Here is a 22,846-nt window from a genome sequence, read left to right on the forward strand (position 1 = left end):
CGTTCGGATATCGAAAGGCACGATGACTTTACTCAGACCTGGGCAGAACCTGCTCGATTGGCTTCAAACCACCGGTTTGTCCGTCCTCATGACCGTGCTCGGCGCGATGATTCTCGCCCGGTTGGTCAGTTGGGGAGGCAACAAGGTCACCGACCAGATCGACTCCAACTATCAGTTGGGCGATGCGCTGGTTCGCTCGGAGGCGACCAAGCATCGTCACTCGGTCGCGCAGGTCATCACCTGGGTGGTCATCACGTTCATCTACGTGATCGCGACGCTGAAGGTTCTCGACCAACTGAACCTGCCGATCGGTAGTCTCGTCGCGCCGGCGACCGTTCTCGGTGCGGCGCTCGGTTTCGGCGCGCAGCGCGTCGTGCAGGACATCCTTGCCGGTTTCTTCATCATCACCGAACGCCAGTACGGCTTCGGTGACACCGTCCGGCTTGCGATCACCGGATCCTCCGACGACGCCGAAGGTGTCATCGAGGACGTGACCCTGCGAGTGACGCGGATGCGTAACTCCGACGGCGAGGTCATCACCGTCCCCAACGGCCAGATCGTGAAAGCGACCAACCTGTCCAAGGACTGGGCCCGCGCCGTCATCGACGTTCCGGTACCGGCGACTGCCGACCTCACCCGGGTCAACGAGGTACTTCGTCAGGTCGGAGTCGACGCGATGGCCGACCGCGGACTCAAGAAACTCCTGCTCGACGAGCCCACCGTCATGGGCGTCGAAAGCCTCGAGGTCGATCAGGTCAACGTGCGGATGGTTGCGCGCACGCTTCCTGGCAAACAATTCCAGGTCGGACGCGCACTTCGCGTCCGCGTCGCGGCAGCGCTGCGACGTCAGGGGATCACGGTGTCACCGGATCTGCACACCGCACGGACCGAGGAGGCGAGCGAATGACCGATCAGGAACCGCGTCGCGGACTCGACCGACTGATTCACCTGGACTGGCTACCGTCACGGATCTTCGGCGGCCGGATGCGAACTTCGACTTTCATCCTCATCGTGGCGTGGATACTGACGTATCTGCTGTACACGTACCTCAATCCGGAAGTTCCGGCAGCGACTCCGCCACCGAGCGCAGACACGTCGGTGACCGAGCCGTACGTCGCTCCGTCGGTCAAGCCGTCGACGACAACCCCGGCACCGTCGTCGACCGAGCCGACGACCACCTCCGAGACCCCGTCCTCGGAAACGAGTACGGGCAGTTCCGGTTCTCCGACGCCGACTTCGGGTCCCGCGCCTGCGCCGGGCAACGCCGAACAGTCCGCGACCACCGTGCCGACCACTCCTGCGACGACGACCGTCCCGCAACCCGGCGCGGCGATGCAGGCACCGACCTCGGTGCCGCAGTCACCTGCGACCACCGGTACCGGATAAGGACGAGGGTGCTCGCGCGTGGCGCCAAGGTCACCGTTAGATAACGGCTAGACTGGCTAGTTGTGATCAGCATGAAGAATGTGTCGAAGTCCTACAAGGCCTCCACCAGGCCGGCGCTCGACAAAGTCAGCGTGGAGGTGGAGAAGGGGGAGTTCGTCTTCCTCATCGGCCCCTCCGGCTCTGGCAAGTCGACGTTCATGCGGTTGCTGCTCAAGATGGAGTCGCCCACGTCCGGCGATATCGAGGTCGCAGATTTCCACGTCAACAAGTTGGCGGCCCGCCGTGTGCCGAAGCTACGTCAGAGCATGGGCTGTGTGTTCCAGGACTTCCGCTTGCTTCAGCAGAAGACGGTCTCCGAGAATGTCGCCTTCGCGTTGGAAGTCATCGGCAAGCCCCGCAACGTCATCGCGCGCACTGTTCCCGAGGTGCTCGACATGGTCGGTCTGGCCGGTAAAGCCGACCGACTGCCCACCGAGCTCTCCGGCGGTGAGCAGCAGCGCGTCGCCATCGCTCGTGCATTCGTGAACCGCCCACTCGTCCTGCTCGCCGACGAGCCCACCGGCAACCTGGACCCCGAAACGAGCCAGGACATCATGCTGCTGCTCGAGCGGATCAACCGCACGGGCACCACCGTCGTCATGGCGACCCACGATCACCACATCGTCGACTCCATGCGTCGACGCGTCATCGAACTCGATCTCGGCAAGGTGACCAGAGACGAAGCGCGGGGTGTGTACGGCGTCGGCAGGTAGCGCCGACTACGACCACACGTCCCGTACGCCCACCGGTTGTCGTGAAGCAACCGGCCTCTCGAAAAGGAATCGGATTCCCCGATGCGCGCCAGCTTTATTTTCAGCGAAGTACTGACCGGCCTACGCCGCAACATCACGATGACCATCGCCATGATCCTGACGACGGCGATCTCCCTCGGTCTCTTCGGCGGTGGTCTGCTGGTCGTGCAGATGGCAGGCAAGACCCAGCAGATCTTCCTCGAACGCGTCGAGGTGCAGATCTTCCTGACCGACGACATCTCTTCGGCCGATCCCGGTTGCGAGCAGGAGATCTGCAGTTCGCTGCGCAAGGAACTCGAGCAGACTCCGTCCGTCGTCGCGGTTCAGTACCTCAACCGTGAAGACGCGGTGAAGGACGCCACCGAGCGCGTGTTCAAGGACCAGCCCGAACTGGCAGCGCTGGTGAGCCCGGACAGCTTCCCGGCGTCGTTCAAGGTCAAGCTCAGTGACCCGGAGCGGTTCGGCGTCATCAACGACACCTTCGGTTCGAGGCCCGGCGTCGAGAGTGTGCTCAATCAGCGCGAGTTGGTGGACCGACTCTTCAGCGTGCTGGGCGGAGTGCGCAACGCGGCATTCGCGATCGCGATCGTCCAGGCGATCGCAGCGATCCTGCTGATCGCCAACATGGTCCAGATCGCGGCGTTCACGCGTCGGACCGAGGTCAACATCATGAGATTGGTCGGCGCGACGCGTTGGTACACCCAGCTTCCGTTCCTCCTCGAAGCCGTCGTCGCGGCCTTGATCGGTGCGGTGCTCGCCATCGCCGGACTGTTCACCGCGAAGAACGTCTTCATCGACGGGGTCCTGGCCGACGTCTACGAAGCCAACATCGTGGCGCGGATTTCCAACAGCGACGTGCTGTTCGTCTCGCCGATCCTCGTGCTTGCCGGAGTCGGAATGGCCGCGGTGACGGCGTATGTGACGCTGCGTCTGTACGTCCGCGAATAATCGGTTTGCACGAGCTTCTATGCTGGAACTGTATTTGACGGTAAGACAGTATTCGACAGCAAGACAGCGGACTGAGAGGCCCGGACAGTGAAGGAAAAGGGCCGCAAGGTCATTGCGACCAATCGCAAAGCACGCCACAACTACACGATCATCGACACCTACGAGGCCGGCATCGCTCTCGTCGGGACCGAGGTCAAGAGTTTGCGTGAGGGCAAGGCATCGCTCGTCGACGCCTTCGCAACCGTGGACAACGGCGAAGTATGGCTGCGCTCGTTGCACATTCCGGAGTACACGCAAGGCACGTGGAACAACCATTCGCCGCGTCGTACCCGAAAGCTCCTGCTGCACAAGCGTGAGATCGAGCACCTCGTCGGCAAGACCCGCGAGGGAAACCAGACGCTGGTCCCGCTGTCGATGTACTTCAACGACGGCAAGGTCAAAGTCGAACTCGCGCTGGCAAAGGGTAAGCAGGACTACGACAAGCGCCAGGACATGGCCAAGCGCACCGCCGAGCGCGAGGTGACTCGCGAGCTCGGTCGTCGTATCAAGGGCATGCGCTGACCTCCATCCTGCTTGCCCTCGTGGCGGCAGTTGCCTACGGAGTCAGCGACTTCGTCGGTGGAGTTGCGTCACGACGGGTTGCCGCTCTGCGCGTGGTGATCGTCTCGTATCCGCTTTCGCTCGTCACCGTGTTGATCGCAGCACCTTTCGTTTCCGGGACGCTGACGCTGAACGGGTTGATCTGGGGTGCGATCGCCGGCATCACGAGTGGTCTGGCGGTGTGGTGGTTCTATCTCGCGTTGGCGACCGGCCCCATGTCAGTGGTCTCGCCGCTCACCGCCGTTCTGGTGGCGGGTATTCCGGTGCTCGTCGGATTTGCTTTCGGTGAACGGCCGGGACTGATCGCGTACCTGGGTATCGCCGTCGCGTTGGTCGCCGTCGTTCTGGTCAGTCGCGAGTCGCCCGACGACACCGCGGGTGAAGTTGCCGGCGGAATCACTCTCCGCTTCACCAGACAGGTGGCGCTGCTGACCGTCGGAAGCGGTGGGGCTTTTGCACTCTCGTTCATCGCACTTCACCAGATCGGCGAGGGTAGTGGGCTGTGGGCGTTGGCCGTATCTCGCGGCGCCGCGACCGTCGTGGTGTGGTTGGTCGCGTTGGCGGCCGGTCACTTCGTTCTCCCGCGAGGTGAGCCACTCAAGCTCGCGGTGTACGTCAGCGTCCTCGACGTCGTCGCCAACGGGACGATGATCTACGCCTTCCAAGGCGGAATGCTCTCGCTCGTCAGCGTGATCGGTTCGCTGTACCCGGCTGCGACGGTTCTGCTCGCGATGGTGATGCTGGGCGAGCGGGTCAGCCGCGTGCAACAAGCGGGAATGCTGTTGGCGCTCGCGGCAGTCGGCATGATTGCCGTCGCGGGCGCCTAGATTCTTTTCAGCTCCAGCGTTTTCCGTCCCAGCGTTTTCAGGCTCAGTGTTTCAGCCGCGTCTGTCGGCCGGTGCAGCGCGTAGGTGAACCCGCTCGCCTTGTTTTCCGAAGAGGCTGATCGCCTCGGCCGGTCGACCGTCGGCAGCACTGATGCGGTGCGGGATGTGTGTATCGAATTCGGCTGCCTCGCCGGCACCCATGATGAAATCACGGTCGCCGAGTTGGAGTCTGATGCGCCCGGACAGAACGTAGACCCACTCGTAACCCTCGTGAGATCCTGGCTCGCGATCGTCGTCGGTGGGGGAGATGATCATCTTGTAGGCCTGCAGATTGCCGGGCTGGCTCGTCAGCGGAATGACCGTCATACATCCGACCGTCCGAGGTTCTTCTCGCACGCGCGGATCTTTGATCTTGCTGTTCACGAGGTCGTCCAACGGGACGCCGTGTGCCTTGGCGATCGGCAGCAGAAGCTCCAAGTTGGCTCGGCGAGTACCTGATTCGAGTCTCGACAGTGTGCTCACACTGATGTCGGTGGCCTCCGACAAATCGGCCAGGGTCATGTCGGACTGTTGGCGCAGCGCACGTAGGCGAGGGCCGATGCCGGCTAGCACGGCTTCGAACGATGTCTCGGTCATGCATTCATTTTGCCAAAGTGGCAACAGTGTTTGTCAAGATTGCGTTCTCTTGTCATTCTGGATTCATGACGCAGAACTCATTCGACGTAGCAGTAATCGGAGCCGGTGCGGCAGGCCTCAACGCCGCACTCATTCTCGGTCAGGCACGCAGGTCCGTGATCGTCTTCGACAACGGATCGCCACGAAACGCGGCCGCCGACCACATGAACGGATTCCTCTCCCGTGACGGCATGAACCCAGCCGAACTGTTGACCATCGGCAGAGGTGAGGTCCGCAAATTCGGCGGCGAGTTCCACGACGGCACGGTCGTCTCCGTGACACGGGACAGTGAGGATCCTTCGGCCGATTTCTCCGTCGAACTCGCTGACGGCAGCAAGATTCAGGTACGCAAAGTCCTTGTCGCAACGGGCCTGACGGACCGTCTACCGGCAGAACTCGAAGTCTTCGGTGAGCGATGGGGCCGCGACGTGTTGCACTGCCCGTACTGCCACGGGTACAGCGTGCGTGATCAGCCGCTCGGCGTGATCGCCAAGAGCGCGGAGTTTGCGATGCACCAGGCACTCATGGTGCGCCAGTGGTCCGACGACGTGGTTCTCTTCCTCCATCGAATCACCGAACTGAGTGCCGAAGATCGGGAAAAGCTTGCAGCCCGAGATATTTCGATCGTGGAGGGTGAGGTCGCCGGTCCTGCCGTAGAGGACGATCGCTTGGTGGGCGTGCGATTGGTGGACGGCACTGTGGTTGCGCGTTCGGCGGTTTTTGTCGGCGGCGTCCTCACGATGGATCCCAACGATGCGATCTTGCGTACCTTCGGCGCGCAGCGCGCAGAGACGATGATGGGCGATTTCGTCACTGTCGACATGATGGGGGCCACAAGTGTGCCCGGCGTGTTCGCCGCCGGCAACGTCGTCGATCCGGGTGCCCAGGTCATCATGGCCGCAGCCGCCGGGGCGAAGGCCGGGGCGGGGATCAACATGATGCTGACGAACGACGACCTCGAGGTTGCACTCGCGCTTCGGAGCTGAATTCTGCGTAGCGTGGGGTGATGGACGCAGTGAGAGTGTTGATCACGGGTGCGACCGGATACATCGGCGGACGTCTTGCCCCTCGCCTGGTTGAAGAGGGACACCACGTGCGGGTGGTGGTGCGAAGTCCCGAGAAGCTTCGCGATGTGCCCTGGCATGATTCGGTGGAGATCAAACGCGGGGATTTGACCGACAGTGATTCACTCACAGGTGTTTTCGACAACATCGACGTGGTCTACTACCTCGTTCACGCCATGGGCGGGGGAGGCTCTTTCTCTGACATCGACAAGCGGAGTGCGCAGAACGTCGCCGCCGCCGCACGCGATGCGGGGGTGCGCCGGATCGTCTACCTCGGTGGTCTTCATCCGTCCGACCGAGAGCTGTCGACTCACTTGCAGTCTCGGCTCGAAGTCGGTCGGATCCTGCTCGACTCCGAGGTTCCGACGGTTGTGTTCCAAGCTGGAGTGGTGATCGGTTCGGGTTCGGCGTCCTTCGAAATGGTGCGCCACTTGACCAATCGACTTCCGGTGATGACCACCCCCAAGTGGGTGCACAACAACATCCAGCCGATCGCGGTGCGTGACGTACTCCACTATCTGACCGCAGCCGCGGCAACAACGCCGGAGGTCAACCGCGCCTTCGACATCGGTGGGCCGGATGTCATGCAGTACGGCGAGATGATGAACACCTACGCCGACGTTGCAGGACTGGTACGTCGCCGCATCCTCGTCTTGCCTGTTCTCACGCCGAGGCTGGCAGGTCACTGGGTGGGATTGGTCACCCCGATCCCACGAGGCTTGGCGATGCCGTTGATCGAGTCACTGCAGAACGACGCGGTGATGCACAATCACGACATCGACGAGTTCATCCCGCCTCCCGCCGGTGGCCTCACGCCCTATCGGGAAGCGGTACGTTTGGCACTTCACAAGATCGAGACCGGTGAGGTGGAGACGGCGTGGTCCGGTGCAACGATCGCGGGAGCACCCTCCGATCCTCTTCCATCCGACCCGGATTGGGCTGGTGAAGCGGTCTACGTCGATCATCGCGAACGGGACTGTGCTGCCGATCCGAAAACCCTCTGGTCGGTCGTCGAGTCGATCGGCGGTGAGAATGGTTGGTATTCATTCCCTTTGGCGTGGGCGATCCGGGGGTGGATGGATCGAGCAGTTGGCGGTGTCGGCCTACGCCGAGGTCGACGCGATCCCCGGCGACTCAACACCGGTGAAGCCCTGGACTTCTGGCGCGTCGAAGAGATCGATCGAGGCAAGTTGCTCCGTTTGCGCGCCGAGATGAAGGTTCCCGGCGGGGCATGGTTGGAGTTGCGAGTATCGGAAGGTCCGACGGGCGCGGACGGCCGACCGGTGGGTTCGCACCTCGATCAGCGGGCGGTCTTCTTTCCGCGTGGGCTCGCCGGCCGGGCGTACTGGTACTCGATCCTGCCCTTCCACGGAGTTGTCTTTCAGGGCATGATCACCAACATCACCGGTGCTGCCGAGCGTGAGATGGCTGCAGTGCAGGAAACGGCTGGGGCGAAGGACACGGCTGGGGCGAGGGACACGGAAAGTGCCGCCGATTAATTGGTATGACTTCCGAACTTCGGCGCGTTATAGTGAATAGCCCCACGAAAGACGCGGGGCACACACGGGGCTGAACGGTTTCGACTGCGTGTGTTGAGTTAGGGGAAGCGTGTCGGTGCAGGCAAGAGACCACCGTAAGCGTCGCTGCAAACCTATAAGCGCCGATTCCAATCAGCGCGACTACGCTCTCGCTGCCTAAGTAGCGAAGCGTGTCTGTCAGCCCGGGGTTGCCCTCGACCCGGTTCCTGGCATCAGCTAGAGGGCTTTACTGTTCGGCTCGGTCACGGAGTCGAATGGGACATCAAACAGTGACTGGGATCGTCATCCTGGCTTGTTCGCGAGACTGGGAGATCCAAGTAGAGACTTAGCGAACTGCACACGGAGAAGCCCTAGCGATTCAACGTAGGACCCGGGTTCAATTCCCGGCAGCTCCACAACAGGTCGGGCCGGAGAGCACACGCTCTCCGGTCCGACCTTTTTGTTGCCTTGCTGCTGTTTTGTTGCGGCGCTTTGCTGCCGCGCTCGGGACTTCTTGCGATCAGGAGCCGAAGAATCCCAGGTCGACCGAGCCGACGAAGCCGGGAGCTTCCTCGGCTAGTGGCTTGCCGTCCAGATCGGCAGGCAATGCAACGCCCAAGCTCTGGAGGATTGTCGGAGTGATGTCGGCGATCGTGTACGCGTCGGTGGTCTTGCCAGCCGCGTATCCCGCGCCGCGTGCAATGACGAATGTCGTTGCTTCCGCCGGTGTCTGACCGCCATGCCCACCGGCGGGCTTGTGCCCGTGATCCGCAGTGACCAGTACAGTCCACTTCTCACCGGTCTTCGCTGCGCGCTGATCGACAGCATCGACAATCTTGCCCACCTGGGCGTCGACCGACGCTATCGACTCGTCGTACGCAGCGCCGTTGGTGCCGCCGCTGTGCCCCGCGCCGTCCACCTGATCGAGTTGGGTGAAGATCAGGTCAGGTCCCTTGTCGGTGATGTCCCGGGCGACGGCGTCTGCCGTTGCAGCGTCGGTGGCCGCTTCGGAACCTGCATCGGCAGTGGTCACGACAACGTCAGCTTTCGGTGTCCCACTGGAAGCGATGTTGTCGATGCCGCCCCAGGTGGAGATCGATTCGGTGAGGAGGGAGGGCTTTGCTGTTTCCAATCGGGTGAAGACGCTCGGGTAGAGGTCGAAGCGGGCGCCCGCGTACGTGTTGTCCTTGACGCCGTGCTTGGTGTCCCAGACTCCGGTCAGGATCGTCGACCACGACGGTCCGGAGATGGTGGTGTGGCCGAGGATGGAAGATTCTCCGCTGGTTCCTTCGGCGATCAGCCTCTGGAGACGGGGAGCGTCGGCGGTCTTGATGTGGCTGAGCATGGTGCCGTCGAGGCCGATGACAACTGTCTTCTCGGCGGCCGACGGATTGAGGTCGGATGATCCGGGAATTGCTGCAGCGGTTGCAGTTCCGGCTGCTACCGCTCCGGCGAGGAGGAGTGTGATGGCGGCTGAGGTGCGTGCGATTTTCTTGGTCACGCTAAGCATCTTGCGATAGGACTAGACCAATTGCACTACCTGGATGTGAGGGTTGTCCTGCTGTTCACGGCAGATTCAGATTGGACTAGACCAATGTTTCCTCAGGCGGCCCAGCCGTCGAGGATGACGCTGACCGCGTGATCGAGGTGGAGAGGTTCGCCGTCCCATGTCGCGGTGATCGCATCGTCGGGTATCTCTCCGCGCAGTAGGCCATCGGCGAATCCTTCGGTCGGCGGTGCTGGGTCGATGACGTCACCATTGGCGTAAAGGAACTCGAACTTCTGCTCGCCGAGTGCAGTGATGGTGAACTGGCCGTCGTGCAGCGCGCGGTGGCAGGTTCCGCAAAGCATGATCAAGTTGTCCAGATCCGTGGTGCCGCCGCGTCCCCAAAATTTGACGTGGTGCGCGTGCAGGAAACGAGTCCGCCCGCAACCTGGTGTGCGGCAACACCCGTCGCGATAATTCAATGCCAGCATTTGTTTGGCGCTGACGACACGGGTCCGTCGGCCCAGATTCAGAACGCATCCCTCCTTTGTCGTTCCCAGACGAAGTTTCGCGTTGCAGAGCACTTCCTCGGCGGCATTTCGTGGGAGCGCGGGTCCACTCGGTACTCGGACGGTGTTCGCTTCGTGGAAGAACACAACTTCGTTGGTGGCGGCTTTGGACGCGCGGTCTGCGACCACGGTGGTGGCGAGCTCGGCCATGGCGACCAGGCCTGGCCCGATGTTTCCGACTGGGTTCTTTGTGGCCGTCTCGTCGACAGGGCGGATGGCAGCGGTTCGGGTGCGTTCGCGTTCCGCCACCGCCAGCGCTGCGAGGATTCGGGCGCCGTCCTGCGCGGGCAGGCGTCCTTTGATGACAAATTCGCCCGTATCCGGGTCCCAATGCCACCGGACCTGAAGGTGTTCGGGTGCTTTGCTTTTACCGGATTCGTTGTCGGTTGCTTTACGCAGACCGGCGGCTAGGCGATCGATCTGGGCTGCGGGTGCTTCACAGCCGAACCGAACCATCTGCTTTTCGTTGGACGGCGTGGTGACCCGAGTGAGTGCGCGAACCTTCGAGTAGGACAGCCGGCCTTGCTCGAAGGCCTTCCGCATCTCAGGTAATGGTCGGAGTGCTTTGGCGACGCGAACGTATTCCCGGCCGGTATGCAGGCTCATTCCACATTTCCACGACAGCCAGTGGGCGCACGAGTGCAGTCCAGGGCCGGTCCAGCCGCGGTCTTCGTCGAATTTCGACAGGAGGGTGAGGAATCGGGCGGTGGCCGCGGCGATCTGGCCGGCGAGAGCGCAGATTTCGGAGCCGAGTTCCTCCACATCCTCTCGGGCGGAACCCCGCGTCTCTTCATCGGTCAGTGCTGCGTTGTTGATCAGTGCTGCGTTCATGGTTGCCCCCGGCTCGCGTCCGACATCGTTTCGAATGTACGTTCGATACTAGATGTGGGTACCGACATCCATGGATGCGGACTGAAAGCGTCCCCGCGGGGACGTCTAACCGCAGCCGATCGAGTACTCGGCGTAGGTGCCGACATCCTCGAAGCCGAGGTTTCGATAGAGCTGGGCGCCGTCGCTGGACGCCTGAAGTACGGCGATTCGGGCGCCCCGCTCGCGGGCGATGTCGAGCGCGGCAAGGGTGACCGCCGAGCCGAATCCGCGTCGGCGGGCCGCGTCGAGTGTGACGACGCCGTACAGTCCGGCGACGCCGGCAGCAAAATGGACCTCGGCTCCGGCGACGGGCTGGGAGTTCGCGTACCCGACGACAAACGAACTGCACGAACGCTCATCGAGGACGGCATGGGCAGTTTCTTCGAAGAAGCCAATTACTGCCGCCGAGGGCGGCGTCCAATTAGCGGCCATCACGGCGGCATAGTCGGCGAGCTGTGAACGAGTCGTCACTCGCTGAACGGAGAGTTCTGGGACAGGCGTTGGGCGCGGGACGACGTCTAGGTCTGCCGTCATCGCGCGTTCTTCCTCGGAGCGCACGCAGCCGAGGGCTGACAAGCGAGCGCCGAGGTCTGAGGGCTTGTCGCGCGGACCCGTCCACCAGGAGAACGGACGTCCCGTTGCTCGAATCGACGAGAGAATGTCGAGCAGTCGTCGGTCTTCATCAGGGCCTTCATCAGGGCCTTCATCAGGTACGGCTAAGCGAGCGCCGGCGATGATGTTGAAAGTGTCGTCGGCGAGGCCGCTGTCTGCGACGACAACATCTGCAGCGAGAGTGACCGACGCCGTCGGTAAGTGTTGATGCAGGTGGCAGGCATGGGAGACCAAGTTGGCGTCCATGGCGACGAGGACGTCGCCGACGGGTGCTTCGCGATTCACAAAAGAAATTCTACGAACCCCATCCAAATGGTTTTCGGCTCCGAATGCCTTGCATGACGCCTAACCGACGGCAAGAGCAGGACGGTGACCAGCACCTGGTGGTGCTCGTGCTGCCTGGAGGAAAGGTCTCGAGCCATCGCCCTGCCCGCGCGTGGCACCTGTCCAACCTTCGGATGCGCCCGTTCACTGCTCGGATTCGCCGCTCCGGTGTGACAGCGGTGCAGGTTCGGTACCGGGTCCGTGGTTGGAACGGCGCCGAGCGCAGTCCGGTTACCGATGCCCGAGCCGCACTCGACGCGATCACGAGACGTGATGCACAAGCTCGGGTGATCCTGCTCGGGCACTCGATGGGTGGACGAGTTGCCGCTGAACTGTGTGGTGATCCGGCGGTGGTCGGTGTGGTTGCGCTGGCGCCGTGGTGGCCGGAAGGAACGCTCGAAGGAACATCGGTGAATCTGCGTTCCGACACACCACTGGTGGTGCTCCACGGCACGGCCGACTCCTGGACTGACCCGGCAGCGTCTCGTCGGAAAGTTGACGAACTGCAGAAGTCTGGTAAGAGCGCCGAATGGTTCGGCATCGACGGCGCCGGGCACTTCATGCTCCGCCGGGCGGCGACCTGGCATCGCCTCGTCGCCGATGCAGTTGCAGGGATGAGCCGCGGGGTAGCCGCGACGAAGACGGGAGAACGACGATGAGTTCCGACAAGCGCAGGGTTGCAGTCGTCGGCAGTGGCGTCGCGGGTCTGACAGCGGCGTGGGTGCTGAGTAAGGACAGTGACGTGACGCTCTACGAAGCGGATTCACGGCTCGGTGGGCACGCGGACACCCATTCGGTCACCGACCCGGAAGGGCGAAGCCTCGCCATCGACACGGGGTTCATCGTCCACAACGATCGCACCTATCCGACTTTGTTGCGATTGTTCGCAGAACTCGACGTGCCTACGCAGGAATCCGATATGAGTATGTCGGTCAGGTGTGGGGGTTGCGGGCTCGAGTACTCGGGAGGGCAAGGGTTGCGCGGCGTTCTTCCGACGCCGGGGTTGCTGGTGAATGGCAGTTTTCTGTCGATGCTGATGGAGGTCAAGCGGTTCCATCGCCGTGCCCGTGCTTTGCTCGACAACACGGATCCGTCGGCACCCGACCAGACACTGGGAGTGTTTCTGCGCGGCGGCCGGTTCTCCGACTACTTCACCGCTCATTTCATGACGCCGCTGGTGTCGGCAGTCTGGTCGTGTGATCCCGGCTCGGCGCTGAAATATCCTGCGCGGTATCTGTTCTCGTTCCTCGATCATCACGGAATGTTGAGCGTGACGGGATCTCCGACCTGGCGGACGGTTACCGGGGGATCGGCTGAATACGTTCGCCTGGTTGCCAAGAGTATCGGCGACATCAGGCTGAACACCCCGGTGCGCGCCATCCACCGGTTCGGCGATCGCGTCGACATTCGCGACGGCGACGACCAAATCCAGACCTTCGACGCAGTTGTGGTCGCAACGCATCCGCAGCAAGCGCTGAAGATCTTGGCCGAACCGACGGCCGTCGAATCGCAGGTCCTCGGCGCAATGCCGTACTCCGTCAACCACACCCAACTTCACACCGACGAAAATGTGCTGCCCGACAACACCAATGCGCGCGCGTCATGGAACTACTACATCCCGGAATGCAACGCGAAGCCCGATCACGTTCTGGTCAGCTATGACATGACGAGGTTGCAACGGCTCCCAGATACGGGCCGGCGATACATAGTGACCTTGGGGGGAGGCGAGATGGTGTCGCCGGAGTCGGTGATCGATCAGATGACCTACGAGCATCCGCAGTACACGCCGACTTCCGTCGCAGCTCAGGGACGGCTTCCCGAGTTGGACTCGAACGTACTCGCGTTTGCCGGCGCGTACCACGGATGGGGCTTTCACGAGGACGGTGCACTGTCGGGCCTGCGCGCCGCCGAACGCGTCGGAGGTCGGTGGCCGTGACCGCACCCATCACACCGCCCGCACCCATCACGCCGTCCGCACCCATCACACCGTCCATCGTTCACACGAACATTCGGCATGTACGAACGCAGCCGTTGCACAACGAGTTCGAGTACCGCAGCTACAGCTGGCTGGTCGACGTCGACGAATTGCCCGAGCTCCCGAAGGCATTGCGCCCCTTGGCTACGTTCGACGCCGGGGATCACCTCGGCGACCCCACCCGATCGATTCGTACCAACGTCGAGACTTTTCTGGCGACCAACGGATTCGACTTCTCCGGCGGCCGGATCCTTATGCTTGCGAACGCACGTGTGTTCGGCCATGTTTTCAACCCGCTGAGCGTGTTCTGGTGCTTGAACGACGACGGAACTCAGCGTTGCGTTGTCGCAGAGGTTCACAACACCTACGGCGAGCGGCACTGTTACCTGCTCGAACCCGACGAACGTGGCGCCGCTCGCACGTCCAAAGAGTTCTACGTGTCTCCGTTCAACGATCTGGACGGCGAGTACCGGATGCGACTCCCACTACCCGACACCGCGCTCGCGCTTTCGATAGTTCTGGCCCGAGACGGCAAGGCGCCATTCGTAGCCACGGTGTCAGGTCGATGCGTGCCCGCAACGACGCGCGAGATCGTCCGCAGTGCGCTCTCCGTCCCGCTGGCTCCGCTCCGAGTCGCCGCGCAGATCAGATTTCAAGGAATCCGGCTGTGGGCCAGGCGCTTACCCATCGTTCCCCGACCGCAACATCACCCGCAGGAGGCAGTGCAATGACCACAACTACCCTCGGCACCGAACCTCCCGCTCACACGATCGAAACCGAGCGGTGGCCAGGCGTTGCCACAGTGCCCAGCGGATTCAAAGTGCGGGTTGCGTCGCCGGTTGCCCGCTCTCTGTTCCACAAGGCGGTCGCGCGCTTGCCGCTGCGTGTTCAGATGCCGAATGGTGAGTTCTCCGGCGGTGGTAGTCCGGATTCGCCGTTGATGGTCATTCATCGCCCGGACGACTTCGCCGCTCGTGTGGGAGACAGTGGTTTGATCGGATTCGGCGAGTCGTACATGGCGGGCGACTGGGAAGCTTCCGACCTCACTGCGGTCCTGGAAGTCTTCGCCTCCCGCGTCGCGACGCTGATTCCCGACTTCCTGCAGCGGTTGCGAGGCCTGTACATTCCGAAGCAGCCTCGCAGTGAGCGGAATTCGACGCAGAACACGCGCTCGAACATCTCCAGGCACTACGACCTCTCGAACGAGATGTTCGAACTGTTCCTCGACGACACGATGACCTATTCCAGTGCACTCTTCGAGGATCTGTCGGTAGGAGCATCCCCGTCGTGGGATGTGTTCGCAGCTGCTCAGCACCGGAAGATCGATCGCCTGCTGGACGGCGCGGGCGTCGGTCCAGGTTCGCGAGTGCTCGAAATCGGCACAGGCTGGGGCGAATTGGCGATCCGGGCGGCCCAGCGCGGCGCAACGGTGCGCTCGGTGACCCTTTCGGTCGAACAACAGGAATTGGCAGCGAAGCGGATAAGCGCTGCGGGACTGGCAGATCGCGTTCAGGTCGACCTCCTCGACTATCGGCAGGTGCAGGGGGAGTACGACGCCGTTGTGTCGGTCGAGATGATCGAGGCCGTCGGACACCAATACTGGGGAAGCTACTTCCAGACGATCGACGCTTTGTTGGCGCCGGGTGGGCGCGCGGCGATTCAAGCGATCACGATGCCGCACGATCGAATGCTCGCGACTCGCAACACCTATACCTGGGTGCACAAATACATCTTCCCCGGTGGATTTCTCCCGTCGGTGCGGGCGATCGAGGATGTCACCGAACGCTTGACGACGCTCCGGGTGCGTGAGCGGATGTCGATGGGCGATCACTACGCGCAGACGTTGCGGCTGTGGGACGAGCGTTTCAGCGCTCGCACCGACGAAGCGTCTGCACTCGGGTTCGACGCAGTGTTCGCGCGCATGTGGCATTTCTATCTCTGCTATTCCGAGGCGGGCTTCCGATCGGGGTATCTCGACGTTCAGCAAATTGTTCTCGATCGGAGGAACCAGCGATGACCGCCACGATGGATCGAGCGATCCAAGGCACCGGTGTTGCGGGCCGACTGTCGGAAATTCTGAGTCCACTTGTCGGCGGCGAGCTTCCGGTGCGGTTGACTGCGTGGGACGGCAGCACAGCAGGACCGGAGGACGCTCCGAAGGTGACGCTCTACAGCGCGAACGTGTTGCGACGCCTGCTCTGGAATCCCGGCGAGTTGGGAGCTGCGCAGGCATATGTTCTCGGCGAACTCGACGTCGAGGGTGATCTGGGCGATGCGCTCACACACGTGTGGAAGGTGTCTGCCGAGCGGGGACTCGGGTCGATCACCCCGACGCCGTCGCTCGTCCTCGCTGCGGTCAAGGCCGCGCGGTCCTTCGATGCTTTCGGGAGACCTTTGGCTCCACCGGCGTCGCAGGCCCAAGTGAAGGGCCGCTTGCACAGTCTCGCTCGCGACCGCGAGGCGATCGGGCACCACTACGATTTGTCGAACGATTTTTACGAGCTGATTCTCGACGAGAACATGGCGTACTCCTCGGGATACTGGACTTCCGATGCACCGGAATACACGCTCGAAGACTCGCAGACAGACAAGTTGGACCTGGTGTGCCGCAAAGTCGGTCTTGATCGGGCGCGAGGCCTGCGGTTTCTCGACGTCGGCTGTGGTTGGGGCTCGCTGAGCCTGCATGCAGCGCGGGAGTACGGCGCTCGGGTCGTCGGCATCACTATCTCGGCTGAGCAGAAGGCATTTGTCGACGCGAAGATCCGCGCACTCGGTTTGGAAGACTGGGTCGAGATCCGATTACAAGATTATCGCGAGATCCCCGACGGCCCGTTCGACGCGGTCGCGTCGATCGAGATGGGTGAGCACGTCGGCGAAGGCAACTATTCGAAGTACGTGAAAGCGCTCCACGACAATGTTATTGCGGGTGGGCGTGTTCTGATTCAGCAGATGTCGCGCACGGGCGCGCATCCCGGGGGAGGTCCGTTCATCGAGTCGTTCATCGCGCCGGACATGTACATGAGGCCTGTGGGCCGGACCGTTGCGATGATCGAGGAAGGCGGACTCGAAGTCCGTGACGTCCACGCCCTGCGTGAGCACTACGTGCGAACGGTGGACGCGTGGATCGGGACTTTCGAATCGAATTGGGACCGCGTCGTGGAACTCGTGGGCGTCGAAGTCGCTCGGGTGTGGCGTCTCTACCTCGTCGGCGGGGGAATGGCTTTTCGCGACGGCAGGATGGGCGTCGATCAGATTTTGTCGGTCCGGCCGCTCGGTGATGGTCGATCGGGTATGGAACCGGTACGGCCGCAGTGGGTGTCGCGGCGATGAACGGATTCGACTGGGGCGCATTCGGAGTGGTCACGCTCACGAGTCTGCTGGCGATCGCCATCGGAATGGCAGTGACAGCCACGATCGGTGTACGGATCGGGCGCCACAATGTTGTCGACGTGTCGTGGGGCGCCGGCTTCGTTCTCATCGCGCTCGTGTCCGCGATAGTGGGAACCGGCGACCTCTGGCGCCGGTTGCTGATGCTTGCGCTGGTGGCGATCTGGGGTCTGCGGTTGGCGACGCACATGGCGATCCGATCGCGTGGCAAGGGTGAAGATCCGCGGTACGAGGAAATGCTCGGACGGACGACGGGCAATCGAACGCTTTACGCGATCCGCAAGATCTATCTCACGCAGGGGATTTCATTGTGGTTCGTCTCCCTGCCGATCCAGGTCGCTGCGGTCTCGCACGGCAGCTTCGGGCTTCTTGTTGTACTCGGTATCGCGCTGTGGATTGTCGGCGTCACGTTCGAGACGGTTGGCGATCGGCAGATGGAGGAGTTCAAATCCGATCCGGGCAGCCGTGGCCACATCATGGATCAAGGTTTGTGGGCGTGGACGCGTCATCCCAACTACTTCGGCGACGCGTGCGTGTGGTGGGGGATCTTCCTCGTCTCGGCCTCGGTGTGGCCGGGGGTGTTGACCGTCCTCTCGCCGATCGCGATGACGTACTTCCTGGTCTTCGCCACCGGAGCGCGGTTGCTCGAGCGACACATGGAACAGCGCCCGGGCTATCGCGAATATCAGCAGCGGACAAGCTACTTCATTCCGCGCCCGCCGAAAGCCCGATCCGGGACGTAGGCTCTTTCGGATGAGGCGAGAGCATGGGTGATCTGAAGCTGCCGGCTGCAGTGAGCGCGGTTGCCGTCGGTGGAGCATTGGGGGCACTGAGCCGATACGGTCTGGGAGAGCTGTTCCCCCACATCTGGACGACGCTGGTCATCAACGTCGTCGGCTCGTTCGTTCTCGGCATACTCGCGGCCCTGCTGGTCCACAACAAGGTGGGGTACCTCTTTCTCGGCACCGGGTTCTGCGGCGGCTTCACGACCTTCTCGTCATTCGCGGTTCACGCGGTGACGGAGAGTCCGTGGCGATCGATTCTCTATGTACTCGGGACGCTGATTCCTGCCATCCTCGCCGCAGCGCTGGGCAAAGGGCTCGGTGAACGCTGGATCCGTGCGCGGGACGGGGTGTCGGCATGACGGTTCTCCTGGTGGCACTCGGCGGCGGCGCGGGTGCGAGCGGCCGGTACCTGTTGGCGCGGTATGTGCCCGCTTACAGGGGATTCCCGGCTGCAACCTTCGCCGCGAACGTGATCGGCTGCTTTCTGCTCGGATTGTTCACCGGGGCAGCTCTTTCCACCGAGATGGCCGCGCTCCTGGCGACTGGCTTCTGCGGCGGCCTGTCCACCTACTCGACCTTCGCGACCGAGAATGTGGGCATGGTCGAGCGGCGTCAGACGATGCTTTCGCTGATCTACATCGTCGTCAGTCTGATCGTCGGCTTGTCCGCTGCGTGGGTGGGAATCCAGATCACGGACTGACGTATTCGGCGTCGAGCGTGCACGCCACGCGGCCAGGGTAGACAATTGTCCACAGTCGCGTCGACACAGTGGTCGACCACCGGGCCGAGGGGGATTCGTGGCGCACGAACGAGCAGGACAAGTGGCTCTGCCAGAGGATCTGATCGACGTTCCTCATCTGGTCACCGCGTATTACACGCGCACTCCCGATCCCGAGAACCCGATGCAGCAGGTACTTTTCGGCACTTCCGGACATCGCGGTTCCAGTCTCGACTCGGCTTTCAACGAAGCTCATATCCTGGCGACAACCCAGGCGATCGTCGAGTACCGCGCTTCGCAGGGTATCGACGGTCCGCTGTTCATCGGCCGGGATACACACGCGCTGTCCGAACCCGCCTGGCTCTCCGCGTTGGAGGTCCTCGTCGCCAACGACGTCGTCGTTCTTGTCGACTCGCGCGACGCCTACACGCCCACCCCGGCTGTGAGCCACGCGATCTTGCGATACAACTCGACGGGGCCGGAGGCCAAGGCCGACGGTATCGTCGTGACACCGTCACACAATCCGCCTCGTGACGGCGGCTTCAAATACAACCCGCCGCACGGCGGACCCGCGGACACGGATGCGACGTCGGTTATCGCCGACCGAGCGAACGAGCTACTGCGCAAAGGGCTTTCCGGGGTAAGGCGCGTCACGGCAGCGCAGGCGCTGGACCGCGTCGAACGCTACGACTTCCTCCGCTACTACGTCGAAGATCTCCCTTCTGTCCTCAACCTCGATGCGATCCGCGACGCCGGAATCCGGATCGGTGCAGACCCCCTCGGCGGGGCAAGTGTCGACTACTGGGGCGCGATCGCCGACACTCATCGACTCGACCTCGAAGTGGTGAATCCTCTCGTGGATCCGACCTGGCGGTTCATGACGCTGGACACGGACGGCAAGATCCGCATGGACTGCTCGTCGCCCGACGCGATGGCGTCGCTGATCGGGATTCGAGATCGCTACGACATCGCGACCGGAAACGATGCGGACTCCGACCGCCACGGCATCGTCACTCCCGACGGCGGTTTGATGAACCCGAATCACTATCTCGCCGTTGCCATCGAGTATCTGTTTGCGAACCGGCCAGGGTGGGGCGCAGATACCAAGGTCGGCAAGACCCTCGTGAGTTCCTCGATGATCGACCGTGTGGTCAGCGGCCTGGGCCGCGAATTGCTCGAGGTTCCGGTCGGGTTCAAGTGGTTCGTTCCAGGATTGCTCGACGGGTCTGTGGGATTCGGCGGCGAGGAAAGCGCCGGCGCGTCCTTCCTCCGACACGACGGTTCTGTCTGGACGACGGACAAGGACGGCATCATCCTTGCGCTGCTCGCATCGGAAATCACCGCTGTGACGGGAAAGTCTCCGTCAGCGCACTACGCCGCGTTGGCCGAGAAGTTCGGGAGCCCCGCGTACGCACGTATCGATGCGCCCGCAACACGCGTACAGAAGGCAGTCCTGGCAAAGCTGTCTCCTGATCAGGTGAGTGCAACCGAACTGGCGGGTGAGCCGATCACCGCGACACTGACAGCGGCGCCCGGAAACGGTGCGGCGATCGGTGGTCTCAAAGTGACGACGGAAAATGCGTGGTTTGCAGCGAGGCCGTCCGGCACGGAGGACGTGTACAAGATCTATGCCGAGTCGATGAAGGGCACCGATCATCTGGCTCAGGTTCAGGCAGCGGCCAAGGACTTGGTGTCCGGAGTCTTGAAGGCGAACTAGCCCGCGGACCCCTCATGTCGCCCGGCTAGAATTCCGGGCGACATGAAAACTCGTGCAGCCAAGCTGCCACAGGAAATTTGGGTACTGGTCGCCGCCAGCTTCGTCATCGCCCTCGGATTCGGATTGGTCGCTCCGGCGCTACCGCAGTTCGCGCGAAGCTTCGACGTATCGGTCACCGCCGCGACGATCGTGATCTCGTCTTTCGCGTTCATGCGATTGGTGTTCGCGCCGATGAGCGGCTCTTTGGTACAGAAACTCGGTGAGCGACCGGTCTACATCGTCGGCCTTCTGATCGTCGCGGTCTCGACCGGCGCGTGCGCTTTCGCGGGGGAGTACTGGCAACTTCTGCTGTTCCGGTCGTTGGGCGGCATCGGGTCGACCATGTTCACCGTGTCGGCTCTCGGGCTGATCATTCGCATGTCACCGCCGGACAGTCGCGGCCGCGTGTCGGGTCTGTACGCGACAAGCTTTCTCATGGGATCGATCGGCGGCCCGCTGGTCGGCGGTGCGCTGTTGCAGTTCGGTCTCCGGATGCCGTTCATCATCTACGCAATTGCGTTGGTGATCGCCGCGCTCGTTGTCTTCGTGAGCCTGCGTGGATCTCATTTGGCGTCACCGGACAAGGCTGTCGATGTGAAGTCGATGACTCTCACAGAAGGCCTCCAGTCGCCGGTGTACCGGGCAGCGCTCGGATCGAACCTCGCCTTCGGCGGGGTCATCTTCGGAGTTCGCGTTGCCATGGTCCCCCTGTTCGTCGTGGAGTTCCTCGATCGGGATCCGTCGATTGCGGCCTACGCCCTGACGATCTTCGCCGTCGGCAATGCGTTGGTGTTGATCGTTTCCGGACGACTCTCGGACCGCTTCGGACGCAAGCCCTTTGTCGTGAGCGGCCTGCTCATCTGTGGTGTGGGCACCATCGCGATGGGATTCACGGACAACCTCGTGGTGTTCTTTGTCATCGCTGCCGTGACGGGCGTCGGTTCAGGGCTCATGAGCCCGGCTCAGCAAGCAGCGGTTGCCGATGTGGTCGGGTCGACGGCTCGCGGCGGACCCGTCCTGGCGGTATTCCAGATGATGTCGGACATCGGTGGGGTAGTGGCGCCGATTTGTGCCGGGCTGATCGCCCAGCATGTGTCGTACTCTGCGGCCTTCGCGGTGATGGGAGCGGTCGTCGTCGTGTCGGCTACGGGTTGGTTGTTCGTCCCGTCGCGAACGAAGACAGTCGAATCCGTCGTCGAAGATCTGACTGATGTGACGGTGCTTACGGATACGCCTGCGCGGACAAACCTGGACTGACCGGGCATTCTGTACTCTCGATCGGGTGGCAATTCGTATCGTGAGTCTTGTAGCCCGATTGGGCTTGGCGGCCGTCTGGCTGATTTCCGGCGGGCTCAAGTTCCTTGATCCCGTGCAGACGAAGATCGCGGTGCGTGCCTATCAACTGTTGCCCGAGTCACTGGTGGGTCCGGTGGCGACGGCTCTTCCTCTGGTCGAAATAGTCCTGGGACTGCTGATCCTCGTCGGTCTGGCGGTTCGAGTATCCGCCGCAGTCTCGGTGGTGATTCTCACGGTCCTCATCGCGGTGATCATTTCGGTGTGGGCCAGGGGATTGTCCATCGACTGTGGATGTTTCGGCGGCGGCGGTGCTGCTGACGTCGGTGCTTGGGACTATCTGAAGGAGATTCTCCGGGACCTCGGCTTCATGGCGCTTGCCGTGTGGCTGCTCGTGTTCCCGCGTTCGCCGTTGGCATTGGGCCCCGGATCACGCGCGGCGTTCTCAGTGGATACTCAGTCTTCAGTGGCAAGGTAAGCAATCGGTAAATCGTTTCGACGCACGAAGGACTGCATCAGCGTGAGCACCAAGAGCAGCAAGAACAAATACTCGCCGGAACCGGTCTCGAGCCGCTCCACCTACATCATCGGTGGCCTCGCAGTGCTCGTGATCGCGGCCCTCGTCATCGGCGGTGTCTTGTGGACGAACAACAAGAACAAGCCCCAGAACGACGGCTACGGCTCCGTGCAGAATTCCGAAGTTGCCGTCACAGTGCAGGATAACGGCGTGGTGCTGCTCGGCAAGCCCAGCGCCGCAACGACCATTGATCTCTTCGAGGATCCGCTGTGCCCGGCTTGTGCTGCTCTCGAGCACCTCAGTGGCCAAGCGCTCTCGGCTGCCGTTGACAACGGTGACGTCGCCGTTCGCTACCACATGCTGAATTTCCTCAATCGGGCGTCGGGCAGCGGTGACTACTCCACACGGGCCGGCGCCGCTCTGCTGTGCGTCGCTCAGGGTGGCGACGCGATCGCGTACTCCGCATTCCACACAAAGCTTTTCGCGACCGACACGCAGCCTGCGGAGGGCGGCAGCAGCGATCACACCAACGACGACCTCGCCCAGATCGCTCGGGATGCGGGAGCATCCGAGGATGTGGCAACCTGCATCTCTTCCGGCACCAACGTCGAGGCCGCCGCAACAAACGCCGCAGCCGCGAGCCAGGCGCTCAAGGATGCCGGATCGACCGGGACCCCCACCGTAGTGGCGAACGGCAAGATTGTTGACACGCGCAGCAGCGACTGGGTTTCCAAGCTTTCCTGAGT

24 protein-coding genes and 1 other RNA gene are annotated in these 22,846 nt (G+C 62.5%); 21 read left to right on the forward strand and 4 right to left on the reverse strand.

Features of this window, described 5'->3' with window-relative positions; genetic code table 11:
- Positions 1 to 22 precede the first annotated feature (22 nt).
- From ACFQ6H_RS18420 to ACFQ6H_RS18445, 6 genes are all read left to right on the forward strand, one after another.
- Complete coding sequence (locus ACFQ6H_RS18420; RefSeq protein ID WP_019747849.1) at positions 23 to 907, forward strand: mechanosensitive ion channel family protein; 885 nt, start codon at positions 23 to 25, stop codon at positions 905 to 907.
- The gene (locus ACFQ6H_RS18425) at positions 904 to 1,386 is read left to right on the forward strand and encodes a hypothetical protein (RefSeq protein ID WP_378647758.1); all 483 of its coding nucleotides are present in this window, start codon (positions 904 to 906) and stop codon (positions 1,384 to 1,386) included. The genes ACFQ6H_RS18420 and ACFQ6H_RS18425 overlap by 4 nt, the downstream gene beginning before the upstream one ends.
- 71 nt (positions 1,387 to 1,457) lie before the next feature.
- Positions 1,458 to 2,138 carry a cell division ATP-binding protein FtsE gene (gene ftsE / locus ACFQ6H_RS18430; protein WP_020969258.1) on the forward strand — a complete coding sequence of 227 codons (681 nt, stop codon included), beginning with the start codon at positions 1,458 to 1,460 and terminating at the stop codon, positions 2,136 to 2,138.
- A gap of 81 nt (positions 2,139 to 2,219) precedes the next feature.
- Positions 2,220 to 3,125, forward strand: coding sequence for a permease-like cell division protein FtsX (ftsX, locus tag ACFQ6H_RS18435; RefSeq protein ID WP_378449174.1), 906 nt, complete (start codon positions 2,220 to 2,222; stop codon positions 3,123 to 3,125).
- A gap of 87 nt (positions 3,126 to 3,212) precedes the next feature.
- Positions 3,213 to 3,686: an SsrA-binding protein SmpB gene (smpB, locus tag ACFQ6H_RS18440; RefSeq protein WP_003942330.1), complete on the forward strand. Its 474-nt coding sequence runs from the start codon at positions 3,213 to 3,215 to the stop codon at positions 3,684 to 3,686.
- 8 nt (positions 3,687 to 3,694) lie between these two features.
- Positions 3,695 to 4,552: an EamA family transporter gene (locus tag ACFQ6H_RS18445; protein WP_378647791.1), complete on the forward strand. Its 858-nt coding sequence runs from the start codon at positions 3,695 to 3,697 to the stop codon at positions 4,550 to 4,552.
- A 51-nt stretch (positions 4,553 to 4,603) separates the two neighbouring features.
- Here the strand turns inward: ACFQ6H_RS18445 and ACFQ6H_RS18450 are convergent, their stop codons facing one another.
- Positions 4,604 to 5,188, reverse strand: a complete 585-nt coding sequence (locus tag ACFQ6H_RS18450; RefSeq protein WP_283303635.1) for a helix-turn-helix domain-containing protein — start codon at positions 5,186 to 5,188, stop codon at positions 4,604 to 4,606.
- Positions 5,189 to 5,253: 65 nt separating this feature from the next.
- On the opposite strand from ACFQ6H_RS18450, the gene ACFQ6H_RS18455 reads away from it, so the two are divergent.
- The 3 genes from ACFQ6H_RS18455 to ssrA all read left to right on the forward strand — a co-directional run bounded on the left by ACFQ6H_RS18455 (position 5,254) and on the right by ssrA (position 8,227).
- On the forward strand, positions 5,254 to 6,213 hold the full coding sequence (locus ACFQ6H_RS18455; RefSeq protein WP_378647760.1) for an NAD(P)/FAD-dependent oxidoreductase: 960 nt from the start codon (positions 5,254 to 5,256) through the stop codon (positions 6,211 to 6,213).
- Positions 6,214 to 6,233: 20 nt separating this feature from the next.
- Positions 6,234 to 7,790, forward strand: coding sequence for an SDR family oxidoreductase (locus ACFQ6H_RS18460; RefSeq protein WP_378647762.1), 1,557 nt, complete (start codon positions 6,234 to 6,236; stop codon positions 7,788 to 7,790).
- Positions 7,791 to 7,856: 66 nt separating this feature from the next.
- Positions 7,857 to 8,227: a transfer-messenger RNA gene (gene ssrA, locus ACFQ6H_RS18465) on the forward strand.
- Positions 8,228 to 8,328: 101 nt separating this feature from the next.
- On the opposite strand, the gene ACFQ6H_RS18470 is transcribed toward ssrA, so the two are convergent.
- The 3 genes from ACFQ6H_RS18470 to ACFQ6H_RS18480 form a co-directional block, all read right to left on the reverse strand.
- On the reverse strand, positions 8,329 to 9,309 hold the full coding sequence (locus ACFQ6H_RS18470; protein WP_378647764.1) for an alkaline phosphatase family protein: 981 nt from the start codon (positions 9,307 to 9,309) through the stop codon (positions 8,329 to 8,331).
- A 101-nt stretch (positions 9,310 to 9,410) separates the two neighbouring features.
- Entirely contained in the window at positions 9,411 to 10,694 is a 1,284-nt protein-coding gene (locus ACFQ6H_RS18475; RefSeq protein ID WP_378647766.1) for a DUF222 domain-containing protein, read from the reverse strand.
- 105 nt (positions 10,695 to 10,799) lie between these two features.
- Positions 10,800 to 11,630 carry a GNAT family N-acetyltransferase gene (locus tag ACFQ6H_RS18480; protein ID WP_378647768.1) on the reverse strand — a complete coding sequence of 277 codons (831 nt, stop codon included), beginning with the start codon at positions 11,628 to 11,630 and terminating at the stop codon, positions 10,800 to 10,802.
- Between the two features lie 53 nt (positions 11,631 to 11,683).
- Between ACFQ6H_RS18480 and ACFQ6H_RS18485 the strand changes: the two genes are divergently transcribed.
- From ACFQ6H_RS18485 to ACFQ6H_RS18540, 12 genes are all read left to right on the forward strand, one after another.
- Positions 11,684 to 12,328: an alpha/beta hydrolase gene (locus tag ACFQ6H_RS18485; RefSeq protein ID WP_378647770.1), complete on the forward strand. Its 645-nt coding sequence runs from the start codon at positions 11,684 to 11,686 to the stop codon at positions 12,326 to 12,328.
- Positions 12,325 to 13,605, forward strand: coding sequence for an NAD(P)/FAD-dependent oxidoreductase (locus ACFQ6H_RS18490; RefSeq protein WP_378647772.1), 1,281 nt, complete (start codon positions 12,325 to 12,327; stop codon positions 13,603 to 13,605). The genes ACFQ6H_RS18485 and ACFQ6H_RS18490 overlap by 4 nt, the downstream gene beginning before the upstream one ends.
- Positions 13,606 to 13,631: 26 nt before the next feature.
- Positions 13,632 to 14,375, forward strand: coding sequence for a DUF1365 domain-containing protein (locus ACFQ6H_RS18495; protein ID WP_378647792.1), 744 nt, complete (start codon positions 13,632 to 13,634; stop codon positions 14,373 to 14,375).
- The gene (locus tag ACFQ6H_RS18500; protein ID WP_378647774.1) at positions 14,372 to 15,661 is read left to right on the forward strand and encodes a class I SAM-dependent methyltransferase; all 1,290 of its coding nucleotides are present in this window, start codon (positions 14,372 to 14,374) and stop codon (positions 15,659 to 15,661) included. The genes ACFQ6H_RS18495 and ACFQ6H_RS18500 overlap by 4 nt, the downstream gene beginning before the upstream one ends.
- Entirely contained in the window at positions 15,658 to 16,974 is a 1,317-nt protein-coding gene (locus ACFQ6H_RS18505) for a class I SAM-dependent methyltransferase (protein ID WP_378647776.1), read from the forward strand. The genes ACFQ6H_RS18500 and ACFQ6H_RS18505 overlap by 4 nt, the downstream gene beginning before the upstream one ends.
- Positions 16,971 to 17,774: a DUF1295 domain-containing protein gene (locus tag ACFQ6H_RS18510; protein WP_378647777.1), complete on the forward strand. Its 804-nt coding sequence runs from the start codon at positions 16,971 to 16,973 to the stop codon at positions 17,772 to 17,774. The genes ACFQ6H_RS18505 and ACFQ6H_RS18510 overlap by 4 nt, the downstream gene beginning before the upstream one ends.
- A 23-nt stretch (positions 17,775 to 17,797) precedes the next feature.
- Positions 17,798 to 18,175, forward strand: coding sequence for a fluoride efflux transporter FluC (locus ACFQ6H_RS18515; protein ID WP_378647779.1), 378 nt, complete (start codon positions 17,798 to 17,800; stop codon positions 18,173 to 18,175).
- Positions 18,172 to 18,516: a fluoride efflux transporter CrcB gene (gene crcB, locus ACFQ6H_RS18520; protein WP_378533923.1), complete on the forward strand. Its 345-nt coding sequence runs from the start codon at positions 18,172 to 18,174 to the stop codon at positions 18,514 to 18,516. The genes ACFQ6H_RS18515 and crcB overlap by 4 nt, the downstream gene beginning before the upstream one ends.
- 97 nt (positions 18,517 to 18,613) lie before the next feature.
- Entirely contained in the window at positions 18,614 to 20,251 is a 1,638-nt protein-coding gene (gene pgm, locus ACFQ6H_RS18525; RefSeq protein ID WP_378647781.1) for a phosphoglucomutase (alpha-D-glucose-1,6-bisphosphate-dependent), read from the forward strand.
- Positions 20,252 to 20,293: 42 nt separating this feature from the next.
- Complete coding sequence (locus ACFQ6H_RS18530; protein ID WP_378533919.1) at positions 20,294 to 21,547, forward strand: MFS transporter; 1,254 nt, start codon at positions 20,294 to 20,296, stop codon at positions 21,545 to 21,547.
- 25 nt (positions 21,548 to 21,572) lie between these two features.
- Positions 21,573 to 22,061 (forward strand): MauE/DoxX family redox-associated membrane protein, encoded by a 489-nt coding sequence (locus ACFQ6H_RS18535; protein ID WP_283303651.1) that lies wholly within the window; start codon positions 21,573 to 21,575, stop codon positions 22,059 to 22,061.
- Between the two features lie 42 nt (positions 22,062 to 22,103).
- On the forward strand, positions 22,104 to 22,844 hold the full coding sequence (locus ACFQ6H_RS18540) for a thioredoxin domain-containing protein (RefSeq protein ID WP_378533917.1): 741 nt from the start codon (positions 22,104 to 22,106) through the stop codon (positions 22,842 to 22,844).
- Positions 22,845 to 22,846: the final 2 nt, after the last annotated feature.

Origin of the sequence: Rhodococcus sp. NPDC056506, from assembly GCF_042794945.1 — a bacterium.
Classification (GTDB): domain Bacteria; phylum Actinomycetota; class Actinomycetes; order Mycobacteriales; family Mycobacteriaceae; genus Rhodococcus_F.

Bases quoted from the DNA above. Each gene is read 5' to 3' on its own strand.
- ftsX (WP_378449174.1), top strand. From the start codon at position 2,220: ATGCGCGCCAGCTTTATTTTCAGCGAAGTACTGACCGGCCTACGCCGC.
- ACFQ6H_RS18475 (WP_378647766.1), bottom strand. From the start codon at position 10,694: ATGAACGCAGCACTGATCAACAACGCAGCACTGACCGATGAAGAGACG.
- ACFQ6H_RS18505 (WP_378647776.1), top strand. From the start codon at position 15,658: ATGACCGCCACGATGGATCGAGCGATCCAAGGCACCGGTGTTGCGGGC.
- crcB (WP_378533923.1), top strand. From the start codon at position 18,172: ATGACGGTTCTCCTGGTGGCACTCGGCGGCGGCGCGGGTGCGAGCGGC.
- ACFQ6H_RS18455 (WP_378647760.1), top strand. From the start codon at position 5,254: ATGACGCAGAACTCATTCGACGTAGCAGTAATCGGAGCCGGTGCGGCA.
- ACFQ6H_RS18450 (WP_283303635.1), bottom strand. From the start codon at position 5,188: ATGACCGAGACATCGTTCGAAGCCGTGCTAGCCGGCATCGGCCCTCGC.
- ACFQ6H_RS18420 (WP_019747849.1), top strand. From the start codon at position 23: ATGACTTTACTCAGACCTGGGCAGAACCTGCTCGATTGGCTTCAAACC.
- ACFQ6H_RS18485 (WP_378647770.1), top strand. From the start codon at position 11,684: ATGACGCCTAACCGACGGCAAGAGCAGGACGGTGACCAGCACCTGGTG.
- ACFQ6H_RS18510 (WP_378647777.1), top strand. From the start codon at position 16,971: ATGAACGGATTCGACTGGGGCGCATTCGGAGTGGTCACGCTCACGAGT.
- ACFQ6H_RS18490 (WP_378647772.1), top strand. From the start codon at position 12,325: ATGAGTTCCGACAAGCGCAGGGTTGCAGTCGTCGGCAGTGGCGTCGCG.
- ACFQ6H_RS18515 (WP_378647779.1), top strand. From the start codon at position 17,798: ATGGGTGATCTGAAGCTGCCGGCTGCAGTGAGCGCGGTTGCCGTCGGT.
- ACFQ6H_RS18425 (WP_378647758.1), top strand. From the start codon at position 904: ATGACCGATCAGGAACCGCGTCGCGGACTCGACCGACTGATTCACCTG.
- ftsE (WP_020969258.1), top strand. From the start codon at position 1,458: ATGAAGAATGTGTCGAAGTCCTACAAGGCCTCCACCAGGCCGGCGCTC.
- ACFQ6H_RS18530 (WP_378533919.1), top strand. From the start codon at position 20,294: ATGAAAACTCGTGCAGCCAAGCTGCCACAGGAAATTTGGGTACTGGTC.
- ACFQ6H_RS18460 (WP_378647762.1), top strand. From the start codon at position 6,234: ATGGACGCAGTGAGAGTGTTGATCACGGGTGCGACCGGATACATCGGC.
- ACFQ6H_RS18500 (WP_378647774.1), top strand. From the start codon at position 14,372: ATGACCACAACTACCCTCGGCACCGAACCTCCCGCTCACACGATCGAA.